Annotated in this window: 15 protein-coding genes and 2 pseudogenes; all 17 read right to left on the reverse strand. The window is 32.9% G+C overall.

The window, feature by feature from the left end; all coding sequences use genetic code 11:
• On the reverse strand, window positions 1-2,448 hold the full coding sequence (locus CS884_RS00585) for an ATP-binding protein (protein WP_099320168.1): 2,448 nt from the start codon (window positions 2,446-2,448) through the stop codon (window positions 1-3).
• Window positions 2,432-2,824 (reverse strand): conjugal transfer protein, encoded by a 393-nt coding sequence (locus tag CS884_RS00590; protein WP_000723888.1) that lies wholly within the window; start codon window positions 2,822-2,824, stop codon window positions 2,432-2,434. The genes CS884_RS00585 and CS884_RS00590 overlap by 17 nt, the downstream gene beginning before the upstream one ends.
• 88 nt (window positions 2,825-2,912) lie before the next feature.
• The gene (locus CS884_RS00595; protein WP_000342539.1) at window positions 2,913-3,410 is read right to left on the reverse strand and encodes an antirestriction protein ArdA; all 498 of its coding nucleotides are present in this window, start codon (window positions 3,408-3,410) and stop codon (window positions 2,913-2,915) included.
• A gap of 116 nt (window positions 3,411-3,526) precedes the next feature.
• A complete protein-coding gene (locus CS884_RS00600; protein WP_001009056.1) occupies window positions 3,527-3,748 on the reverse strand; it encodes a hypothetical protein in 222 nt (73 codons plus the stop codon).
• 42 nt (window positions 3,749-3,790) lie between these two features.
• Entirely contained in the window at window positions 3,791-4,996 is a 1,206-nt protein-coding gene (gene mobT / locus CS884_RS00605) for a MobT family relaxase (RefSeq protein ID WP_000398284.1), read from the reverse strand.
• A gap of 22 nt (window positions 4,997-5,018) precedes the next feature.
• Window positions 5,019-5,172: pseudogene (locus CS884_RS00610) on the reverse strand (conjugal transfer protein).
• A gap of 2 nt (window positions 5,173-5,174) precedes the next feature.
• Window positions 5,175-6,569 (reverse strand): FtsK/SpoIIIE domain-containing protein, encoded by a 1,395-nt coding sequence (locus tag CS884_RS00615; protein WP_000808556.1) that lies wholly within the window; start codon window positions 6,567-6,569, stop codon window positions 5,175-5,177.
• A 39-nt stretch (window positions 6,570-6,608) separates the two neighbouring features.
• The gene (locus CS884_RS00620; protein WP_000985040.1) at window positions 6,609-6,995 is read right to left on the reverse strand and encodes a YdcP family protein; all 387 of its coding nucleotides are present in this window, start codon (window positions 6,993-6,995) and stop codon (window positions 6,609-6,611) included.
• A 15-nt stretch (window positions 6,996-7,010) separates the two neighbouring features.
• Complete coding sequence (locus CS884_RS00625; protein ID WP_000420681.1) at window positions 7,011-7,325, reverse strand: YdcP family protein; 315 nt, start codon at window positions 7,323-7,325, stop codon at window positions 7,011-7,013.
• A 681-nt stretch (window positions 7,326-8,006) separates the two neighbouring features.
• The gene (locus CS884_RS00635) at window positions 8,007-8,360 is read right to left on the reverse strand and encodes a hypothetical protein (RefSeq protein ID WP_000721289.1); all 354 of its coding nucleotides are present in this window, start codon (window positions 8,358-8,360) and stop codon (window positions 8,007-8,009) included.
• Window positions 8,361-8,384: 24 nt separating this feature from the next.
• Window positions 8,385-9,119, reverse strand: a complete 735-nt coding sequence (locus CS884_RS00640; protein ID WP_001125177.1) for an ABC transporter permease — start codon at window positions 9,117-9,119, stop codon at window positions 8,385-8,387.
• Window positions 9,094-9,978, reverse strand: a complete 885-nt coding sequence (locus tag CS884_RS00645; protein ID WP_004026777.1) for an ATP-binding cassette domain-containing protein — start codon at window positions 9,976-9,978, stop codon at window positions 9,094-9,096. Before CS884_RS00645 ends, CS884_RS00640 begins: the two co-directional genes overlap by 26 nt.
• A 212-nt stretch (window positions 9,979-10,190) precedes the next feature.
• Window positions 10,191-10,589 (reverse strand): hypothetical protein, encoded by a 399-nt coding sequence (locus CS884_RS00655; RefSeq protein WP_000751463.1) that lies wholly within the window; start codon window positions 10,587-10,589, stop codon window positions 10,191-10,193.
• A 130-nt stretch (window positions 10,590-10,719) separates the two neighbouring features.
• Window positions 10,720-11,325 carry a response regulator transcription factor gene (locus CS884_RS00660; protein ID WP_000698202.1) on the reverse strand — a complete coding sequence of 202 codons (606 nt, stop codon included), beginning with the start codon at window positions 11,323-11,325 and terminating at the stop codon, window positions 10,720-10,722.
• Window positions 11,297-12,844 carry a hypothetical protein gene (locus CS884_RS00665; protein WP_000743725.1) on the reverse strand — a complete coding sequence of 516 codons (1,548 nt, stop codon included), beginning with the start codon at window positions 12,842-12,844 and terminating at the stop codon, window positions 11,297-11,299. Before CS884_RS00665 ends, CS884_RS00660 begins: the two co-directional genes overlap by 29 nt.
• Before the next feature lie 287 nt (window positions 12,845-13,131).
• Complete coding sequence (locus CS884_RS00670; RefSeq protein WP_000455785.1) at window positions 13,132-13,788, reverse strand: hypothetical protein; 657 nt, start codon at window positions 13,786-13,788, stop codon at window positions 13,132-13,134.
• Window positions 13,789-13,831: 43 nt separating this feature from the next.
• Window positions 13,832-15,378 (reverse strand): annotated as a pseudogene (locus CS884_RS00675) (DNA helicase); the annotation flags it as partial.

Genomic DNA, 15,378 nt, shown 5'->3' on the forward strand with positions numbered 1-15,378 from the left:
TTACACCTCTTTTCGCACAGGTGGTCTGGTATCAAAGGCATGGAGCAGTTCTTCAAATACAGGGTGGAACTGTATCACACCGACACGACCATATAAATCACTGATAAGGCATTGCCCGTTTTCCAAATCACGCAATCGCTTCTGATTGTTTTCGTCCTCTGGGTCTACACCAAAAAAGGCTAAGGTCTTTTTAATCTCGTTAAGGTCAGTGGAACGAAATGCAAATTTTAAGCCGAGGTTATTTTTCAGTTTTTCATCTAAGAGGTCGTCTGTATTTTGGGTCACGAAATATACCCCAGCGTTCATAGCACGACCAGCCCGAACCAGCTTCATAGATAGTGTTTTTCCTTGTGCTACCTGTAAAAAGCTCCATGCTTCGTCTAAATCTACAATCTTGAAAATGCTTCGGTCTGTATGGATAAAGTCTAAAGCAAAGGTACTAATGACAATCAGCATAGCAACGGATAAAAGCTCCATAGTGGTATATTCCTCAAAGGAAGTTTCCTTGTCGGGAAGTACCAAGTCCGCAACCTGTATAATGTTCAGTTGTTTTTCTAAGCTGATAGACTGCTCCACATAACCATTACTGAATAATAAATGTGCAAAGTCATAGTCTGTAAAACTTTCGATATGGTCGGCTATACTGGTACTTAGTGGCGTATTCTCAACCCGTAATTCCTCAATCACTTTCATCAACCCTCGTACTTCACTATTGGTTACTGCACGAATGGCTTTTCTAAGGATTGGGAAGCGTTCCCCATCACGAGAGGAAATCCCCGTAAGGAATGTCAGAATATCAATAGCCAGTGATTCAGAATCTTTGGGATTTTTCATAATCACATAAGGGTCAAGTAAGCCTTTGTTTTTCTCATCAGAAGTCAGAGTGACGATATTGATTTCATGGGAAATCTCTGGCAAGGTTTCTTTCCATCTGCCACGTTCTGCTTTTGGGTCTACAATCACTGCTTGTGCCCCATAAAGCACCGCATAATAGACGATAAGGTTATTCGCAAAGGATTTACCACCACCCAGCGAACCAACAAAAGCCGACGCTAACGCATTGGTTACTGAACCCTTAACCCCTTGACTGGCAAGAGCAGGTTTCAGATAGACATTGCGTCCAGTATCTAAGCTGTAGCCAACATAAATCCCCTCATTTTCCCCCAGCATTTGAGTAGCACCAAAACCTAAACCAGCGAGGAAATCAGAGGTCACGTATTGAATATAATCATTCATATAACGCTTGCTGGCAGGTAAAAATTCTTCATGTAAGCCGAGCATATCCCCAAATGGTCGTACCAGTTTTACGCTTAAATCGTCATAAAAATCTTTCACTTCATTACAACGACGTTTGAGTTCGTCAAGATCATTTGCTGATACCCTTACCACATAAGACAGCTTGTACATAGATTCCTTGCTTTGGTCTAAATTGGTTTCCAGCTCATTCACACTTTCCAGAGCTTCCGCCACATTGGAGCTGGTTTCATTATCACTTTGCCAAGCGTGGTTATCCAAGTCTTTCAGTTCTTTCTTTTTATTGCGGACAGTAGATAGGGCTTTACGATTCGCTACAATTTCCACATTCATTGACGTATCAATCGGGAATGTAAATTGCTGTTGCTGGTAGTAGAAGATTTCAGAGGACGGGAAGTCCAGTTCTCCGACAATGCTGTTAATGGTAAAGTAAGCTACATAGACGGTTTCATCTTCCTGCTGGATTTTCAAATATCGCTGTTTTTCTTCCACCAAACAGCGAGTAGGCTTAATCAAGTCATAGTATTTAATCAGCGTTTCATTATCCAGCTTTTTCTTTGATAGATGGTACTCATACTCTTCATAGGCAGTGCCTGTCTGTCCGTAAAGGTGTTCAATCAGATAGCCGAAGTCGTCCTTATCTAACCTGCGGATTTTGAAACGACGAGAGATTTTATTTTCTAAGAGCTTTTCCATCTTCTGAAAACGCAGGATTTCATCATTACTCATACTAACAAAATCGCCCATCAGCTTATGGTTCACATCATAGACAAAATCAGACAAAGCATTTTTTGCTTCAACGGTAAGACTTTTCATAGAAAACTCCTGATCGTTGAGAAGCAACTTAAAGCCGATAAAGAAACGGTAGTTCACTTGATTTTCGCCAATCATGGATATTAAAGCGTCTGTCTGTTGGTCGATTTTGTCATAGGCAACCGCTTTGAGCTTGCCAGCGACTTCATTTTTGGAACGCTCTTGTGCAGAACGTATGCTGGATTCTGTACTGATTTGTAAAGCATGAATTTTGCCATCACGATTTTGTGCGATAAGCTGTCTGAAAGAATCATGCACTTGTATTTTCTGTTCTGGACTTAGAAATGAGTAATTGTAAGGAACAAGCTCATAGTAAGCATAACATTCCCCGTCTTTATTCCAGACGAGATTGTTTTCAATGTATTTAATTGGATATGCCATAAAATTCACTCCTAACTGCTGTAATGGCTTCTTGTGGCTGGTTTCTGCCAAGCGTTACTTTTTTTCCTGCATAGGTCAGCTTTGGTCGCAGTGCATAAGCAATGACAGACTTCAAAAATCCATAAGGCTTTTTACCATCAAAAGTTTTTGTAGACATAAACCATGTGAAAGCCACAGGAATCCCAAAGTATTTGAGAAATGCTCCCTCTATCATGGAAAGAGGGGGCAAGTTGCCAAGTATCATCACTGCAAAGAGTGACACGACAAACCATGTCATTTGCGTAAAGGTTATGGGAAACGGAAGTCTAAAATCATTGATAGAATACAGTACCTTTTCCACAGACCAGATACTGGTATAGCTTCGTATTTTCTTCATGTAATCAATCCTTTCATAAAAAATAGGGGTAGCTGATTGAGCCACCCCGTAAAATAGAAAATCTGCCAGTAGTAATGTACCGACAGATTTAATAGACGATTTCAAAAATCCCATGATTGGTTGAGATAAACGTTCCTGAAAGGTCTAAATCCCGACCATAGGCTTGATAATCAATATAGTTTTGAAGACTAGCTGGTACTTCGCCTAAAGCACCCGTTTCTTCAATGTAGTAGCGTGCCACGTCATACATATCATCACAATCGGAATGAATGATAATATCCTCTTGATGTTCGCTTAGTTCTTCAATGCTTGAAAAATGAGTGAGCAGAGCAGATAGCTCCGATTGTAATTCTTCGGGTAATTCCGATACCATTTCCCATAGTCGATTGAGTTCGCCAATGGAAGTGTATTCGTCAACCGTAAAGGGTAACTCGTAGTCATGAATGGCGTATTCCTCATATTCATCATTCAAGCCGATTTTCTCTTTGACTTCCTCAAAGTCAATGGGAAAGGTAAACCACGCACCGACCAATTCGCCCTCATTGTATTTGCCTAAATTCGCAATATAGACTTGCATATCGTCCATATATTCACGTCCTTTCTTTGTAGAGATTCAAAAATCCCTACCGCACTTCGTTTGGTGTACCATTCCTTTGCGGAACATAAGAAAACCACTTATATTCCACAAAAGAACGGTTTTATTTAAGCACCAATAATGCGATTGAATAGCTCTAGTAAAATGTCTTTTACTCCAGCAGCGTTGAAGACTAAGCCAACCGCAATAATCGCAATAATTAAAAAGCCAATCAGTTTGCTAAACTCACGCTTGAAGCCAAGATACAAGCCAATCACAACGATTGCTAAAAGCACCAGTGATTGAGCGTTTGATAGAAACCAGTTATAAAGGTTTTGTCCAAAATTCATAAAAATGTTCTCCTCTCTATATTCAATGAATTTGTATTTGAGTTATTTTTTTGTTGTTATCACGTCCTGTTCTTTTACTGACTGTTGCTTCAAAATCTGCTTGTGTCGGTCTGTCAGTTTCGCATGGTCGAGAATGTCTTTTACAACCTGCGTCTGGTTGATTTCATCAAGTTTAATCGCAACCTTTAAGGTCGGGGCAACTTGATGAGATAGCCAGTTCAGCGTCCTTTGGAAGGAGTAAGGCTCTGGTTTTGTGGTTAGTTTTAATCGTTCACGATTGTTCCCAATAAACCAAGCCCATTCTTCATTCAGTTTCCAATCAGAACGAGGTTTGGAATCGTCTTTATCTACAAAACGGATATACCGATTGATAATTTTAAAGGCGGTATGCTCTGGATTGTCATAGACGAGTAAATCACGGACTGCATAATAGGCACGCTCATTTTTCAATCGAATCTCAAAACGGTTTTTTACTTCTGCGTCTTCAATGGGAATATCATTTTTCTTGTACTGCTCGTAGTCCTTTTCATAGATACAGAAATAAACTTCACTTTGTAATGAACCGATATAGAGGGTGTTTCCCATACATTCCTTTTCCTCTTTGCGTACCAGTTCGCCACTGCGATAGCTTTTAAAACTGCGGAAGACGGAGATACATTCTTCCTGTTGGCACTTTTCAGTGAGTACAGGGATATTCAAAATCCCTGTCTTATCGTTAATGGCAAGGTCAAGGCGTTTCATCACACCGCCAGCCACCAAAACGTCCATAAAGAACTCATACCAGCTTCTTTGTTGTGCCAGAAGATAGCTTTCAAATTGTCTGCACCCACGACCTTTCAATTCCACCAGAACTCCTTTGTCCAGTTCATGGGAGCAAAGGACGAATATGTCGCCTAAAGCATAATGCTCTGAATAAGAATAGAAACCATAGTCCTCATGAAGAAAATAGGACAGTTTCAGTTGTAAGATGTTTTCGACCACCTGCTGTACGTCTGTTGTCGGAAAGCGAATCCTTACATAATCAAACAGCATTTCAAGGGGAGCGTCGGGATTGAAGCGTTCCAGAGCTTCCCAAAGGGACTGCTGTAAATCCTCTGATGGCTTGACTTTTCCTGTTTCAATATCGCTTAGATACTGCCTTGTAATACCAGTCGCAACAGCTAAACGGTTTTGAGATAGTCCATAAGCCAAGCGTTTTTCTTTTAAATGCTGTAACCAAGTTTGTTCATTCAGTAAAAATCCCTCCAATCAAAAAGGCGTATGTCAACTTTTAAAGCCCATTTGACATACGCTGAAATTTTGTAAATCCCTTGTAACCAAAGGATTTTCTAATGTTTTTTTGACTGTTTCCTGTCGATTTGTACCCCCCTGTTAGATACGGGGGGGTTAAGTGCTGGCGTGGCTATTGCCACACCAGCCAGCAAGATCAGTCCACACCTGCGACTTCCGCTTCGCACGTCGCCTGCGTGGACTGTCTGCTGTTGGATAACTTTTTAATTTCCTCCAAGAAATCATATCCTTTTGGTACAAGGGGAGTATAAAACTCTGATATGACACTTGTTCCTACATCAACATAGCCACGACCTTTGATTCGCTTTAAGAAGAAATCCTTTTGTACGTCACTGCCAAACATCATGCCATAGCCCATTTCAGACATACGACCTAAAGCCACTCTGAAATTAAACTGATCACGGATTCCGTCGCCTAAATATTTTGCGTCTGGACGTTGACAAGCCAGTATTAGAAAGAAGCCAGCTTGACGACCTAACATGACAATCTGTTTCAGCTTATTCATAACTGCGGTGTTTTCTTTTGTTCCCAGCATTTCCATGAAAGCGACGTATTCATCAAAGATTAAGAAGTGTGCCGGGAGACCTAAGTAAGCATAATTTTTGCCAGTCTTATAGTTCTTCATCTGCTTCATTTCCTCACTACGTTTCATCATTTCTTCATAGAATGTTTCAATGCAAGAAAGCAAGTCTTCTTTTCTATAGTAGACATTTGCCATCACAGAACCTAAGTCCGCAAGGTCAGCATTTTTCGGGTCAAGAATATACAGTTTTGAATCTGTATGAAGCAAGGCTTCAATCAGTGTCAGTATAAAGTAAGTTTTACCGCCACCTGTACCACCAGCAATCAACATATGAGGGAGCTTATCATATTCCCACCATACGTTTTTCATTAAGCGAAGTTTACCATCTTTAGCTTCTACTTCATCAATAGAAATACGACTGGCTATGGTGTCATAGAGCAAAGTATATTCCACATAGGAATCCTTTAACTCTTTATCCGTCAGCTCACAGTACAAGCCACTCTCTAATTTCTTTTCCAAGTGTAAGAGTTGGTCTTGATATTTTCCCAGCGTGATTTCCACCCGTATCTGTATCAAGCCATTTTTAAGTCGATAAAATATTTTGGGAAAGTAGGTTATCTTTTCCTTAGTACGACTGGACGAATCTTTGAAGAAGCCATCTGTTTTGACCTGTTCCGATTCATACCACTTGTTTTCAAGTACCATCTTAGCCAGCTTTTGACGGTGGTACAGTTGTTTTACTGTATCATATCTATATCTTTTGAATAGAAATGCCACCAGCAAGCAGACAAGAATTGCGACACTAACACTAATAACTAAATAGGGAATGTGAATCTTGTCTACTTGTGATAGGTTAAAATCCTGCCAGTTGATCTGCTGGATTGTCTTCACATGAAACAGTCCGATAACCAGCAGGAAAATTGGCAGTAAGGACGCTACTGTAAAATGAAAGACTAAATCCTTGTCACTTGGGCGAATCCTTTTACCACGAATGCCAAACTGTTTCATGCGGGATTTCCTCCTTTCTCTCTAGTGGAAGTAGCATGACTATTTATCCGTGGCTGGCTCTTTTTTAGGTTGTGGCTGATTTTTAAAGGTACTGGAATCTTTCGTCAATACAATATCGTCTGCCTTGATATACCAGTCAACATCTGCCCCTCGGAAGGTAGCGGTAGCGACGGTATCTGCAACTGGATTGATGATTTCCACTTTTGCGTTATAGTCAAACTCTTTCAAAGGAACACTGGCAGGAATACTCACTTGAATCATACGTCCTTGCCCTTTGGATTTTAAATCATAGGTACGTTCTTTGATTTCATCTGAAACCGTACCGTCGTCATTTTGGATTCGTACTTCACGACGGAGTGCTGAAAACTTTAATTCTCCAAATGTAGCGTCTTTATCTAATACAATGCCATTAGGTAATCTCATCATTTTTCCTCTCTTTCTTTATTCTTTTATCATGTCGTCCGCATGTAAAAGGTAATTTGTGAATCCACGAGTACCAATTTTATAGCCCTCTGCGGTAATACGTGGATTGACTAACATTACACGTTCCTCAAAGCCGAAATGTTTTTCTCCAGCTTCAGCAGGAAGCACCACCACAATATCATCTGCTCTTTGAACGTCAGAATAGAGGTTGTAGCTTCGAGATAAGACAGTTAATTGTCCGTTGATTCTTCGCTGTTCTACTTTATCCTCGCCAGCAAATTCTAAATTGCCAAATGTTTTTTCCATGTTGGGAATCACAAATTTAAGTTCCATATTTTTACCTATCCTTTCTTTTTATTGTTTGATAAATCTTGTTTGTTTGATGGTCTTAAAGGGAGGGGAGCGACCTTTTGATTCTTGATTTTCTGTTTTCATAAGTTCACTTCCTTTCAAATATTGGGTAAAAAAATAGACACCTCATTTTTTGAAGTGTCTACCTATTAAATATTCAATTTTATTGGAAGTATCTTTGTATCTTCACTTTTCAAGGATAAATCGTCGTATCAAAGCTCATTCATAAGTAGTAAATTAGTAGTAAATTGAGTGGTTTTGACCTTGATAAAGTGTGATAAGTCCAGTGTTTATGCGGATAATTAGATTTTTATACTGTTTTTAATTTAAACAATTTAAGCATTAATAAAATAACAACTACCAGATATATCCCTTTGATTATATTTTTTATTTTTCATACCAATTATTCAAAAAATAAATTTCCCAAAAACATAGTAATTGAAAAAGATAATATTAATATTAAGTTTAATATAGAAAACAATATAGACTTTCTTTTAAACGAAAAAATCAATCCAATTATTCCCAATATAGGGCATATAAAAAATGTACTCAATCCTAATGGTTTTAATTCCGTAAATCTATTTAGCATATTTATAGGAAGATTGTATGAAACAATAAATACTATTACTCCCATCACAAATGTATATTTCTCTATCTTGTCCTTTAACATCCTTTCTTTTTTAATTCTCCTATTAATTTATCTATTATTTTATTCTTTATAACTCGATTTGTTCCTAGACTAACATTAATTATATCTACATCCATTAATAAACACTTTTCCAAAGCCCAATATAAATCCCTTAATTCTCCAAAATTATTTAAATTGAGAATCGGTAAAATGACAAATTCTATATTTCTTTCACAAGAATCGCCTAATTTGTTTTTTATTAAATCAAGTATTATTTTTGTGTGAAAATTATTAATATTTTGAATTTTACTATTATTAACTGTTATTATATTTTTTTCTTCGTCGTTTCTGTAATAACCATCTATTATCCCTATTTTTATTTTTTTCATACTAAATATACCGTATTTATAAATTTAAAATTCCTGTTTTTTTAATATATGAATAGCCAGGAATAAAGATATGAAAACAATTATTATAATAGAAGCCATCTCCCATATTTTATACGGATTATTAGCATTGAATATTAAAATATATGCTGAACTCCAAGGCAATATATATGGTATAATATTATTAGCTTGTAAGAATCCAACAGACAATAGAATAGTAATCGCTCCTGAAATAAAGGACACTATATAATTCTTCTTTTGAGCTATACATACTACTATATTAGGAATTAAGATAAGAAATCCTAATATCAATGTTTTTAAATATATAATAGATAAATATTCAATATAACTAGAATATTCAAGATTTTTAAAAATAACTAACCCACCAATTAATGCCATTAAATAACTACATATTGTTATTATTAAATGTAAACTAAACCAAATAGCAATTTTACCTATAATAAAGTCAAATCTATTTTTTAAATATGCAAGTAAGTTTTGTGTAATATTATTTGAATACTCTCTTTGAATTATTAAAGTTATAAAAATTATGCTTATCATATGTAATAGTATAAAATTACCAATCAATATATTTGACCATACCCATTTTTCAACTCCTATTCTTCTAACTGACTCAGCCATAAAAACATCTTTAAAAACTATAAAACCTGTCAATATAATTGACGCATATATAGAACCCAAATAAATCTTTGTCCCTTTAATTTTTAAAAATTCTCTATTTAATCTTTCCAATTTTGGCACCTACCATTTCTTCAAAATGCTCTTCTAGAGAAGTTCGTTGAAAATATATCTCTGAAATTCTGAATTTATTCTTATATATTAAATCTAAGATTCTTTCGGAATTTATAACTTCACCTTGAATGACTAACGTTTGTTCATAAATTTTATAAAAATAATTTAATTTATATTTTTCGAGCATTTGTTTTATTTCTTTTGGATTATTAGATTTTACTATAAGTTTATTCATCTGTTGTATATCAGACATATTAAAACTTTCTACAATTCTCTTGTCGTATAGTAAATCAATTTCATCTGCTATCTTCTCGATTTCTGGCAAATTATGACTTGATACTAAAATTGATTTTCCAGAATAAGTCAATTTTTTCAATAAATTTCTAATTTCTATTATTCCAGAAGGATCTAGCCCATTAAATGGTTCATCTAATATTAATAAATCTGGATTAGCTAATATAGCTCTGGCTAAACCTAATCTTTGTTTCATTCCTAAAGAATAATTATCAAAAATCACATCAGTATACTTATAAAGCCCAACTTCTTTTATCACTTCACTTATTCTTTCGTTTTTAATATCTAATAACGATGCAAAAATTTTAAGATTATCAAAAGCAGATAAATTTGGATAAAATGCAGGATATTCTATTAAAAATCCTAACTTGTTTTTCCCTTTAAATTTAAAATTAATTTCTCCTGAATCTATTTTTACCAAACCAACTATACATTTCATTAAAGTTGACTTTCCTGCACCATTTTCACCTAATAATCCTACAATTTTCCCCGAATCAATTGTTAAATTAATATTATTTAAAATTGTTTTTTTGTCATATGATTTTGTTAAATCACTTATTTCTAAACAACTCATTCCAAGATCTCCTTTCTTTCAAATCAAGTATGTAATTCTTAGACTTCCCAGATATAAATTCTTTTAAATTTTCCTTACAACTTTGTTGTTTATCATAATTAAACAATGAAAAAATAATTAATTCTTTAAAAAATTCACAATTACAACGTTTATTTTTACAATCCAAATTACAAGCATTAGTTAGCATAACTTTAATCAAATAATCACCAACCTTATTCATTTAACTGAACATCTAGATATTCAGTTAAATTATCTTTTGATTTCTTTTTATCACTAAAAGAAATTTCCTTTCTTATATTTCCATTATCTATAACTATCAAATATGGAACTTTATTTTTATCGATTTTTACATCAACATTTTTAGGATTAACTTTATCAATATTTAGTTCTCTTATATAAATTTTTTCATCATTAGCTATTGTTTCAATATACTTATTAAAGTCTTTGTTTTCATCGTTTGTTATATACATACAATATTTTTTTATATCTTCTCCTTGGTGAAAATCTCTATACCAGTCTTTATTTTTCCTAAGATTACTAAATATTATTATTACAAAAACAATTACGCACGTAATTAATAAAATATTGATTCCTTTTTTTGTTTTTTTCATTCTATCTCCTTATAAATATAAATTATAAATCCAATTTCTTACATATTAAGTTTATAATATCTTAATTTTCATTTCAGCTAACTTTTGTGAATAAAAAAAGCACTCGGAATTAAAGTCCTAATGCTGATTATTAAAATGAATCTACATAGCCTAGTTCTCTGACCTTATCTATCATTTCTTGATAATTTCTAACGCCTAACTTTTGATATATTCGTGATAAGGATACTGCCAGGCTTCTTACATTTGTATTTAGCTCTTTGGCTAACTCTTTCCTTGATAGTCCGTTTGAATATAGTTTAACTATATGAATTTCACTTTTTGTTAATGGTTCTAACATATGATTATCTTCTGGAAAAATCGCTTTGTCTTTCAAGGCGATAGATTTTATATCTTCTATTAGGTTAGATGTCTCTTCTTCCTTGGAAATAAATCCTTTACATCCAATTCTTTTTGCTCTTTTAATATAAAAGTCTAATTTATATGCTGTTAATATTACTATTTTAAGATCTACATATTTATTAATAAATTCTTCAGCCACATCTAAACCATTTATCGTTCCTTCTATTCCTGTTAAATTAATATCTATTAGTAACAAATCATATTTAAGAACATATTCATTTATACATAGGTCTCTAACATTATTTACTATATCTACAGAAATAGATTCGTCCATCTCTAGGCTCATTTTCAAAGAAGTTGCAACCATTTTATGATCTTCTATTAATAAGATTTTCATTTACTACACTCCTTTCTACTGGAATTTCTATTTTAAATTTTACAAATGATTCATCTAGTTCATTTTGATTATTGGAAAAATTAAAATCAAATTTTCCGCCGTATTCTCTTAAGTTTAATCTTAAAATATTTAATCCTATATTTCCCTCTACTATTTTTTCTTCATCTTCTAAATAATCCCCATAATTTTTTATTGTAAGATCAATTTTATCTTCTAAATTTATAAGAACTATATCCGTGCTATATCCTTTTGAATGTTTTAATGCATTTATTAATAATTCATTGATACATTTGTAAATCAATTCAGCATAAGGACTGGGTAAATCTATATTTCTATCACATTCAAATTCTATAAGCATTTCATTATCTAAATACATATTTTCTATATCAACTATAAGTCTACTATATGCGTCATAAAGAGAACTATAATCATTGAGCGTTGGATTAAATGAATTTATTTCATGGCGAATCAAGTCGTTTAACTTATCCAGATTTTCTATAATGTATTTTTTGCCAGATCCTGAAAGATTATCTCCTATCCACCTTCTTATAGCTATTATAATCTGTAGAATGTCATCATGTAAAAAGGTCTGTATCCTTAGAGCATTCAATTTTTCAATTTCTAAATTTCTATGTTTTTCAACATAATAGTTATTCAACATCTCCTCAAAAGTTATATAATTGGATTTTTTATGTTTTTCGAACAAGCTAAATTCTACCAAAAACATAAAAAAGCTTAAAGAAAATAATATAACTCCCGAAAAAGATAATGAAGTTAAATAGAGCATTAGAAACAAAATTAAAAATTCAGGAAATATTTTTTTCAAAGAACGGGAGAAAAATAATAAACCGCTTTTGATTTTTGTCTTACTAATCCTATACAGCAATATAGATTCAATGAAGATACATGTAAACAGTTGATACTCACTTATTGAAACTAGACCTAAACCTTCATACTTCTTATATATGAAGAAAGTTATTATAAATAAAGTTTGCAATATTATAATTGTCTTGCTTTCATATTTTCGAATATTCTTATCATTTGAATATAATATTATTGGAGTCAATAATAAAATAATCACAACATAATTAAATATTGAAGATGCTAAATAAGTATTAAATTTCATCATTATTATTGATATAATAATCCCTACAGTTGTAATTAATGGCATGAACTTAATTCTATTTGATGAGCTTAAAAGATTGAAACTTGCAAATAGTATCAAGCTATATATTAATAGTTCGATGTGTTTACCTATTATTAAGTCTCTTAATATTAAGTCTTCTAGAAAATTAAAAATAATAAATAATTCAACTACTAGGCTATGGATTAAAATATATTTTTTTTCAGAATTTAATATGCATATAATATAGGATATGAAATTTATAATACTTAGTAAAAAAACTATTAAAATTCCTATATCTAGCCTCTGTTGATATCTTATAAATGGCGCTATAGGCATAAACAAAATAACTTGCAATAAAATATGTGTAATTAAAATCAAATCTTGTTTTTTCATCCTGCCCTCCTTTTATATTTTAAACCCTATAATCTTTATCTATATACAATCTGATTTTCTTAACTCCGAAAAGGATCTATTAAAATTATACATAATATTCTGGTATTAATTACAAATTTCAATATATCGTAATATTTTTGTGTTCCTATTTTAACTTCAGCTTTTAATACTATTATAGACGTATTAAGATATAATTACAGCTAACTTTTGTGTATCATACCTAACGTCACTATACAATCTGTTTAAATATGGCAAAAAAATAAAGGCAGTCCGAAGACTGCCGATATTTATCTCTCTGTATCTTTGCTATGGTCTTTCTTATTTGACTTAACTTTGTCATCTGTCTTGAAGCTTTTTATTTGCCCTAATATGGACTTTTTATCTTTATCTTGACTCTTTACTTGTTCTTTTGCTTTTAATAGCTTAGAAGACAAAATACGAACATTTTTATGTTCTTTTCCGTTGTTGTCAATGCTTGTTTTTACTTGTCCGAAGATTTTAACAAAATCTCCTTGTTTTAGATTCTCTATATCTTTTGTCTTATCTCCATAGGCTGAACAATTGGTATAAATTTTATTCCCATCGTCATCTTTTGAAACAAGAGAAAAATTACTTACTTTAAACTTTTCTCCATTAGCATTTTCTCTTTCAAGATTTTCTACTTTGCCAGCTATATTACCCACGAGATTTATGAGGTCGTCTTTTTCTTCAAGTTCATTGGTATTTTCAACAATCTTACCTTGTTCTTTCATATCATCAATCATATAGTCAAAGTCATCGCTTAGTAGACCTGTTGTGTCATTGTTCATATATAAAACATAGACTTCTTCAAGTGCCTTTTCATCAGTAACGCCTTTTTCTATGCTTACAAGTGCTTTTATAAAATCCTTGTAGTTATCATTCATCATTTCTTCTAAGTTTTCTCTAATATCTTTGTATTCCATATTTTCCTCCTTGTACTAAATAAGGAGAGCTTTTCGCCCTCCTCTATCGTTCTTGTCCTTTTTCACTTTTTTCTTGATTTTTATCTTTTTCTTCTTCTGATTTAAATTTTGATATTTGCCCCAATATTGATGGTTTCTCTTCCCTTGCGTGTAGATTATCCTCTACATCATAGGTTGATTCAAAGTAATCACTATCTTTAAAATCATTGTCATACCTATCTGGTATTCCATCATTGTCAAGATCTTTTGCTAGCGGATCATAGAAGTTTCCATCATCATCTATTTCTAATCCTAAAGCTTGTTTTAAATCTTCTTCATCTACTGATACCAGATCATCAAAACTTGACATCTTTATGGCTTCAGTCATATCTTTAAGAGCTTGTGAATTAGATATATCTTCCTCTACAAAAGATTCTGTTCTAATAGCTACATTATCTACATACTGAGTCCATGTTTTTTCTTCCAAATTTACTTCATATTGAATAGAATGCTTACCATCAGGTGTTTCTGTATAGGCAAGTCCTATATGACTTAAATCAGGGTATAGTTTGTCAAAGTCTTCATAGTTATTAGATTCTGAAAACTCGTAGTTAGAATAATCAACTATCGCCCTTTTTAAATCTTCTAATAGTGGTGATTGATTTTCTAATTCTTCTACTTCTCCCATATCTAAAAGTTTATTAATTTCAGCTAGTCTTAGTGTCTTGTCCCTTAACTCATCTGCTTTTTCAAATGGTTTAGTTAATTCTACTTTGGCATTTTCTAAAGATTCTTTATAGTTTTCAAGGTTTTGATTTAACCTTTCAAGTCTTGAAGGCATTTTTTCAATTGCATTATCAAGTCTTGTTATATTACCATCAGTAGAGTTTGAAAACTCTCCGAAGTATTCTGCTTTTCCTAGGAGTTTAAAAGTGTGAGTATTAGTCATAAAGTTATACGAAACTTGTAAATCTAGATTTCTATATTTACCAATAACCTTGCTATCATTTATCTTTACTTTTTTTATTTCTTCTAATAATTTCTCTCCAGCTTCTTTCTTATCTAAAATTTTATTTTCACCAAGACTGATTGAAGTGAATTTGCTATCTCCTTCTCCTAATTTCTCAACATTTGCAATATCTTCTTTAACTGCTTGTATTTCCATTTCAGTTTTTAAAATACTTTGAGGATAAATTTTATTTACCTTATCTTCAAGCTTATATTTATTAGACTTGTAGTTTGCTTCAAGCATTTTTAGCTTTGTAACTTCGTTATCTAAATCCATTTTTTCTTTAATTAAAGGATTTCCAGTAGCTAAAGCCTTAATTTCTGAATAGGATAGACTTGCTTCATCAACATCTTCTGCAACACGCACAGGCGTCTTGCTTGTCATTATTTGGGATATGAATTTCTGCTTATTCTCTATCGTCTGCCACAAATAAGAATCAAATGTATTCTCTGTTACATATCTAAAGATATTGACTTTATCATTTTCATTACCTTGACGAACAATTCTACCACTTCTTTGCTCTAGGTCAGACGGTCTCCAAGGGACGTCTAAATCGTGTAAGGCTATTAGTTTATTTTGTACATTTGTACCTGCTCCCATTT

It is taken from the genome of Anaerococcus sp. Marseille-P3625, from assembly GCF_900232825.1.
In the GTDB taxonomy this organism is placed as follows: Bacteria; Bacillota; Clostridia; order Tissierellales; family Peptoniphilaceae; genus Anaerococcus.

What these genes read in the sequence shown, in the direction of transcription:
- CS884_RS00585 (WP_099320168.1), bottom strand. Translation starts at nt 2,448, where the DNA reads ATGGCATATCCAATTAAATACATTGAAAACAATCTCGTCTGGAATAAA.
- CS884_RS00590 (WP_000723888.1), bottom strand. Translation starts at nt 2,824, where the DNA reads ATGAAGAAAATACGAAGCTATACCAGTATCTGGTCTGTGGAAAAGGTA.
- CS884_RS00595 (WP_000342539.1), bottom strand. Translation starts at nt 3,410, where the DNA reads ATGGACGATATGCAAGTCTATATTGCGAATTTAGGCAAATACAATGAG.
- CS884_RS00600 (WP_001009056.1), bottom strand. Translation starts at nt 3,748, where the DNA reads ATGAATTTTGGACAAAACCTTTATAACTGGTTTCTATCAAACGCTCAA.
- CS884_RS00615 (WP_000808556.1), bottom strand. Translation starts at nt 6,569, where the DNA reads ATGAAACAGTTTGGCATTCGTGGTAAAAGGATTCGCCCAAGTGACAAG.
- CS884_RS00620 (WP_000985040.1), bottom strand. Translation starts at nt 6,995, where the DNA reads ATGATGAGATTACCTAATGGCATTGTATTAGATAAAGACGCTACATTT.
- CS884_RS00625 (WP_000420681.1), bottom strand. Translation starts at nt 7,325, where the DNA reads ATGGAACTTAAATTTGTGATTCCCAACATGGAAAAAACATTTGGCAAT.
- CS884_RS00635 (WP_000721289.1), bottom strand. Translation starts at nt 8,360, where the DNA reads ATGAAAAAAATAAAAATAGGGATAATAGATGGTTATTACAGAAACGAC.
- CS884_RS00645 (WP_004026777.1), bottom strand. Translation starts at nt 9,978, where the DNA reads ATGAGTTGTTTAGAAATAAGTGATTTAACAAAATCATATGACAAAAAA.
- CS884_RS00655 (WP_000751463.1), bottom strand. Translation starts at nt 10,589, where the DNA reads ATGAAAAAAACAAAAAAAGGAATCAATATTTTATTAATTACGTGCGTA.
- CS884_RS00660 (WP_000698202.1), bottom strand. Translation starts at nt 11,325, where the DNA reads ATGAAAATCTTATTAATAGAAGATCATAAAATGGTTGCAACTTCTTTG.
- CS884_RS00665 (WP_000743725.1), bottom strand. Translation starts at nt 12,844, where the DNA reads ATGAAAAAACAAGATTTGATTTTAATTACACATATTTTATTGCAAGTT.
- CS884_RS00670 (WP_000455785.1), bottom strand. Translation starts at nt 13,788, where the DNA reads ATGGAATACAAAGATATTAGAGAAAACTTAGAAGAAATGATGAATGAT.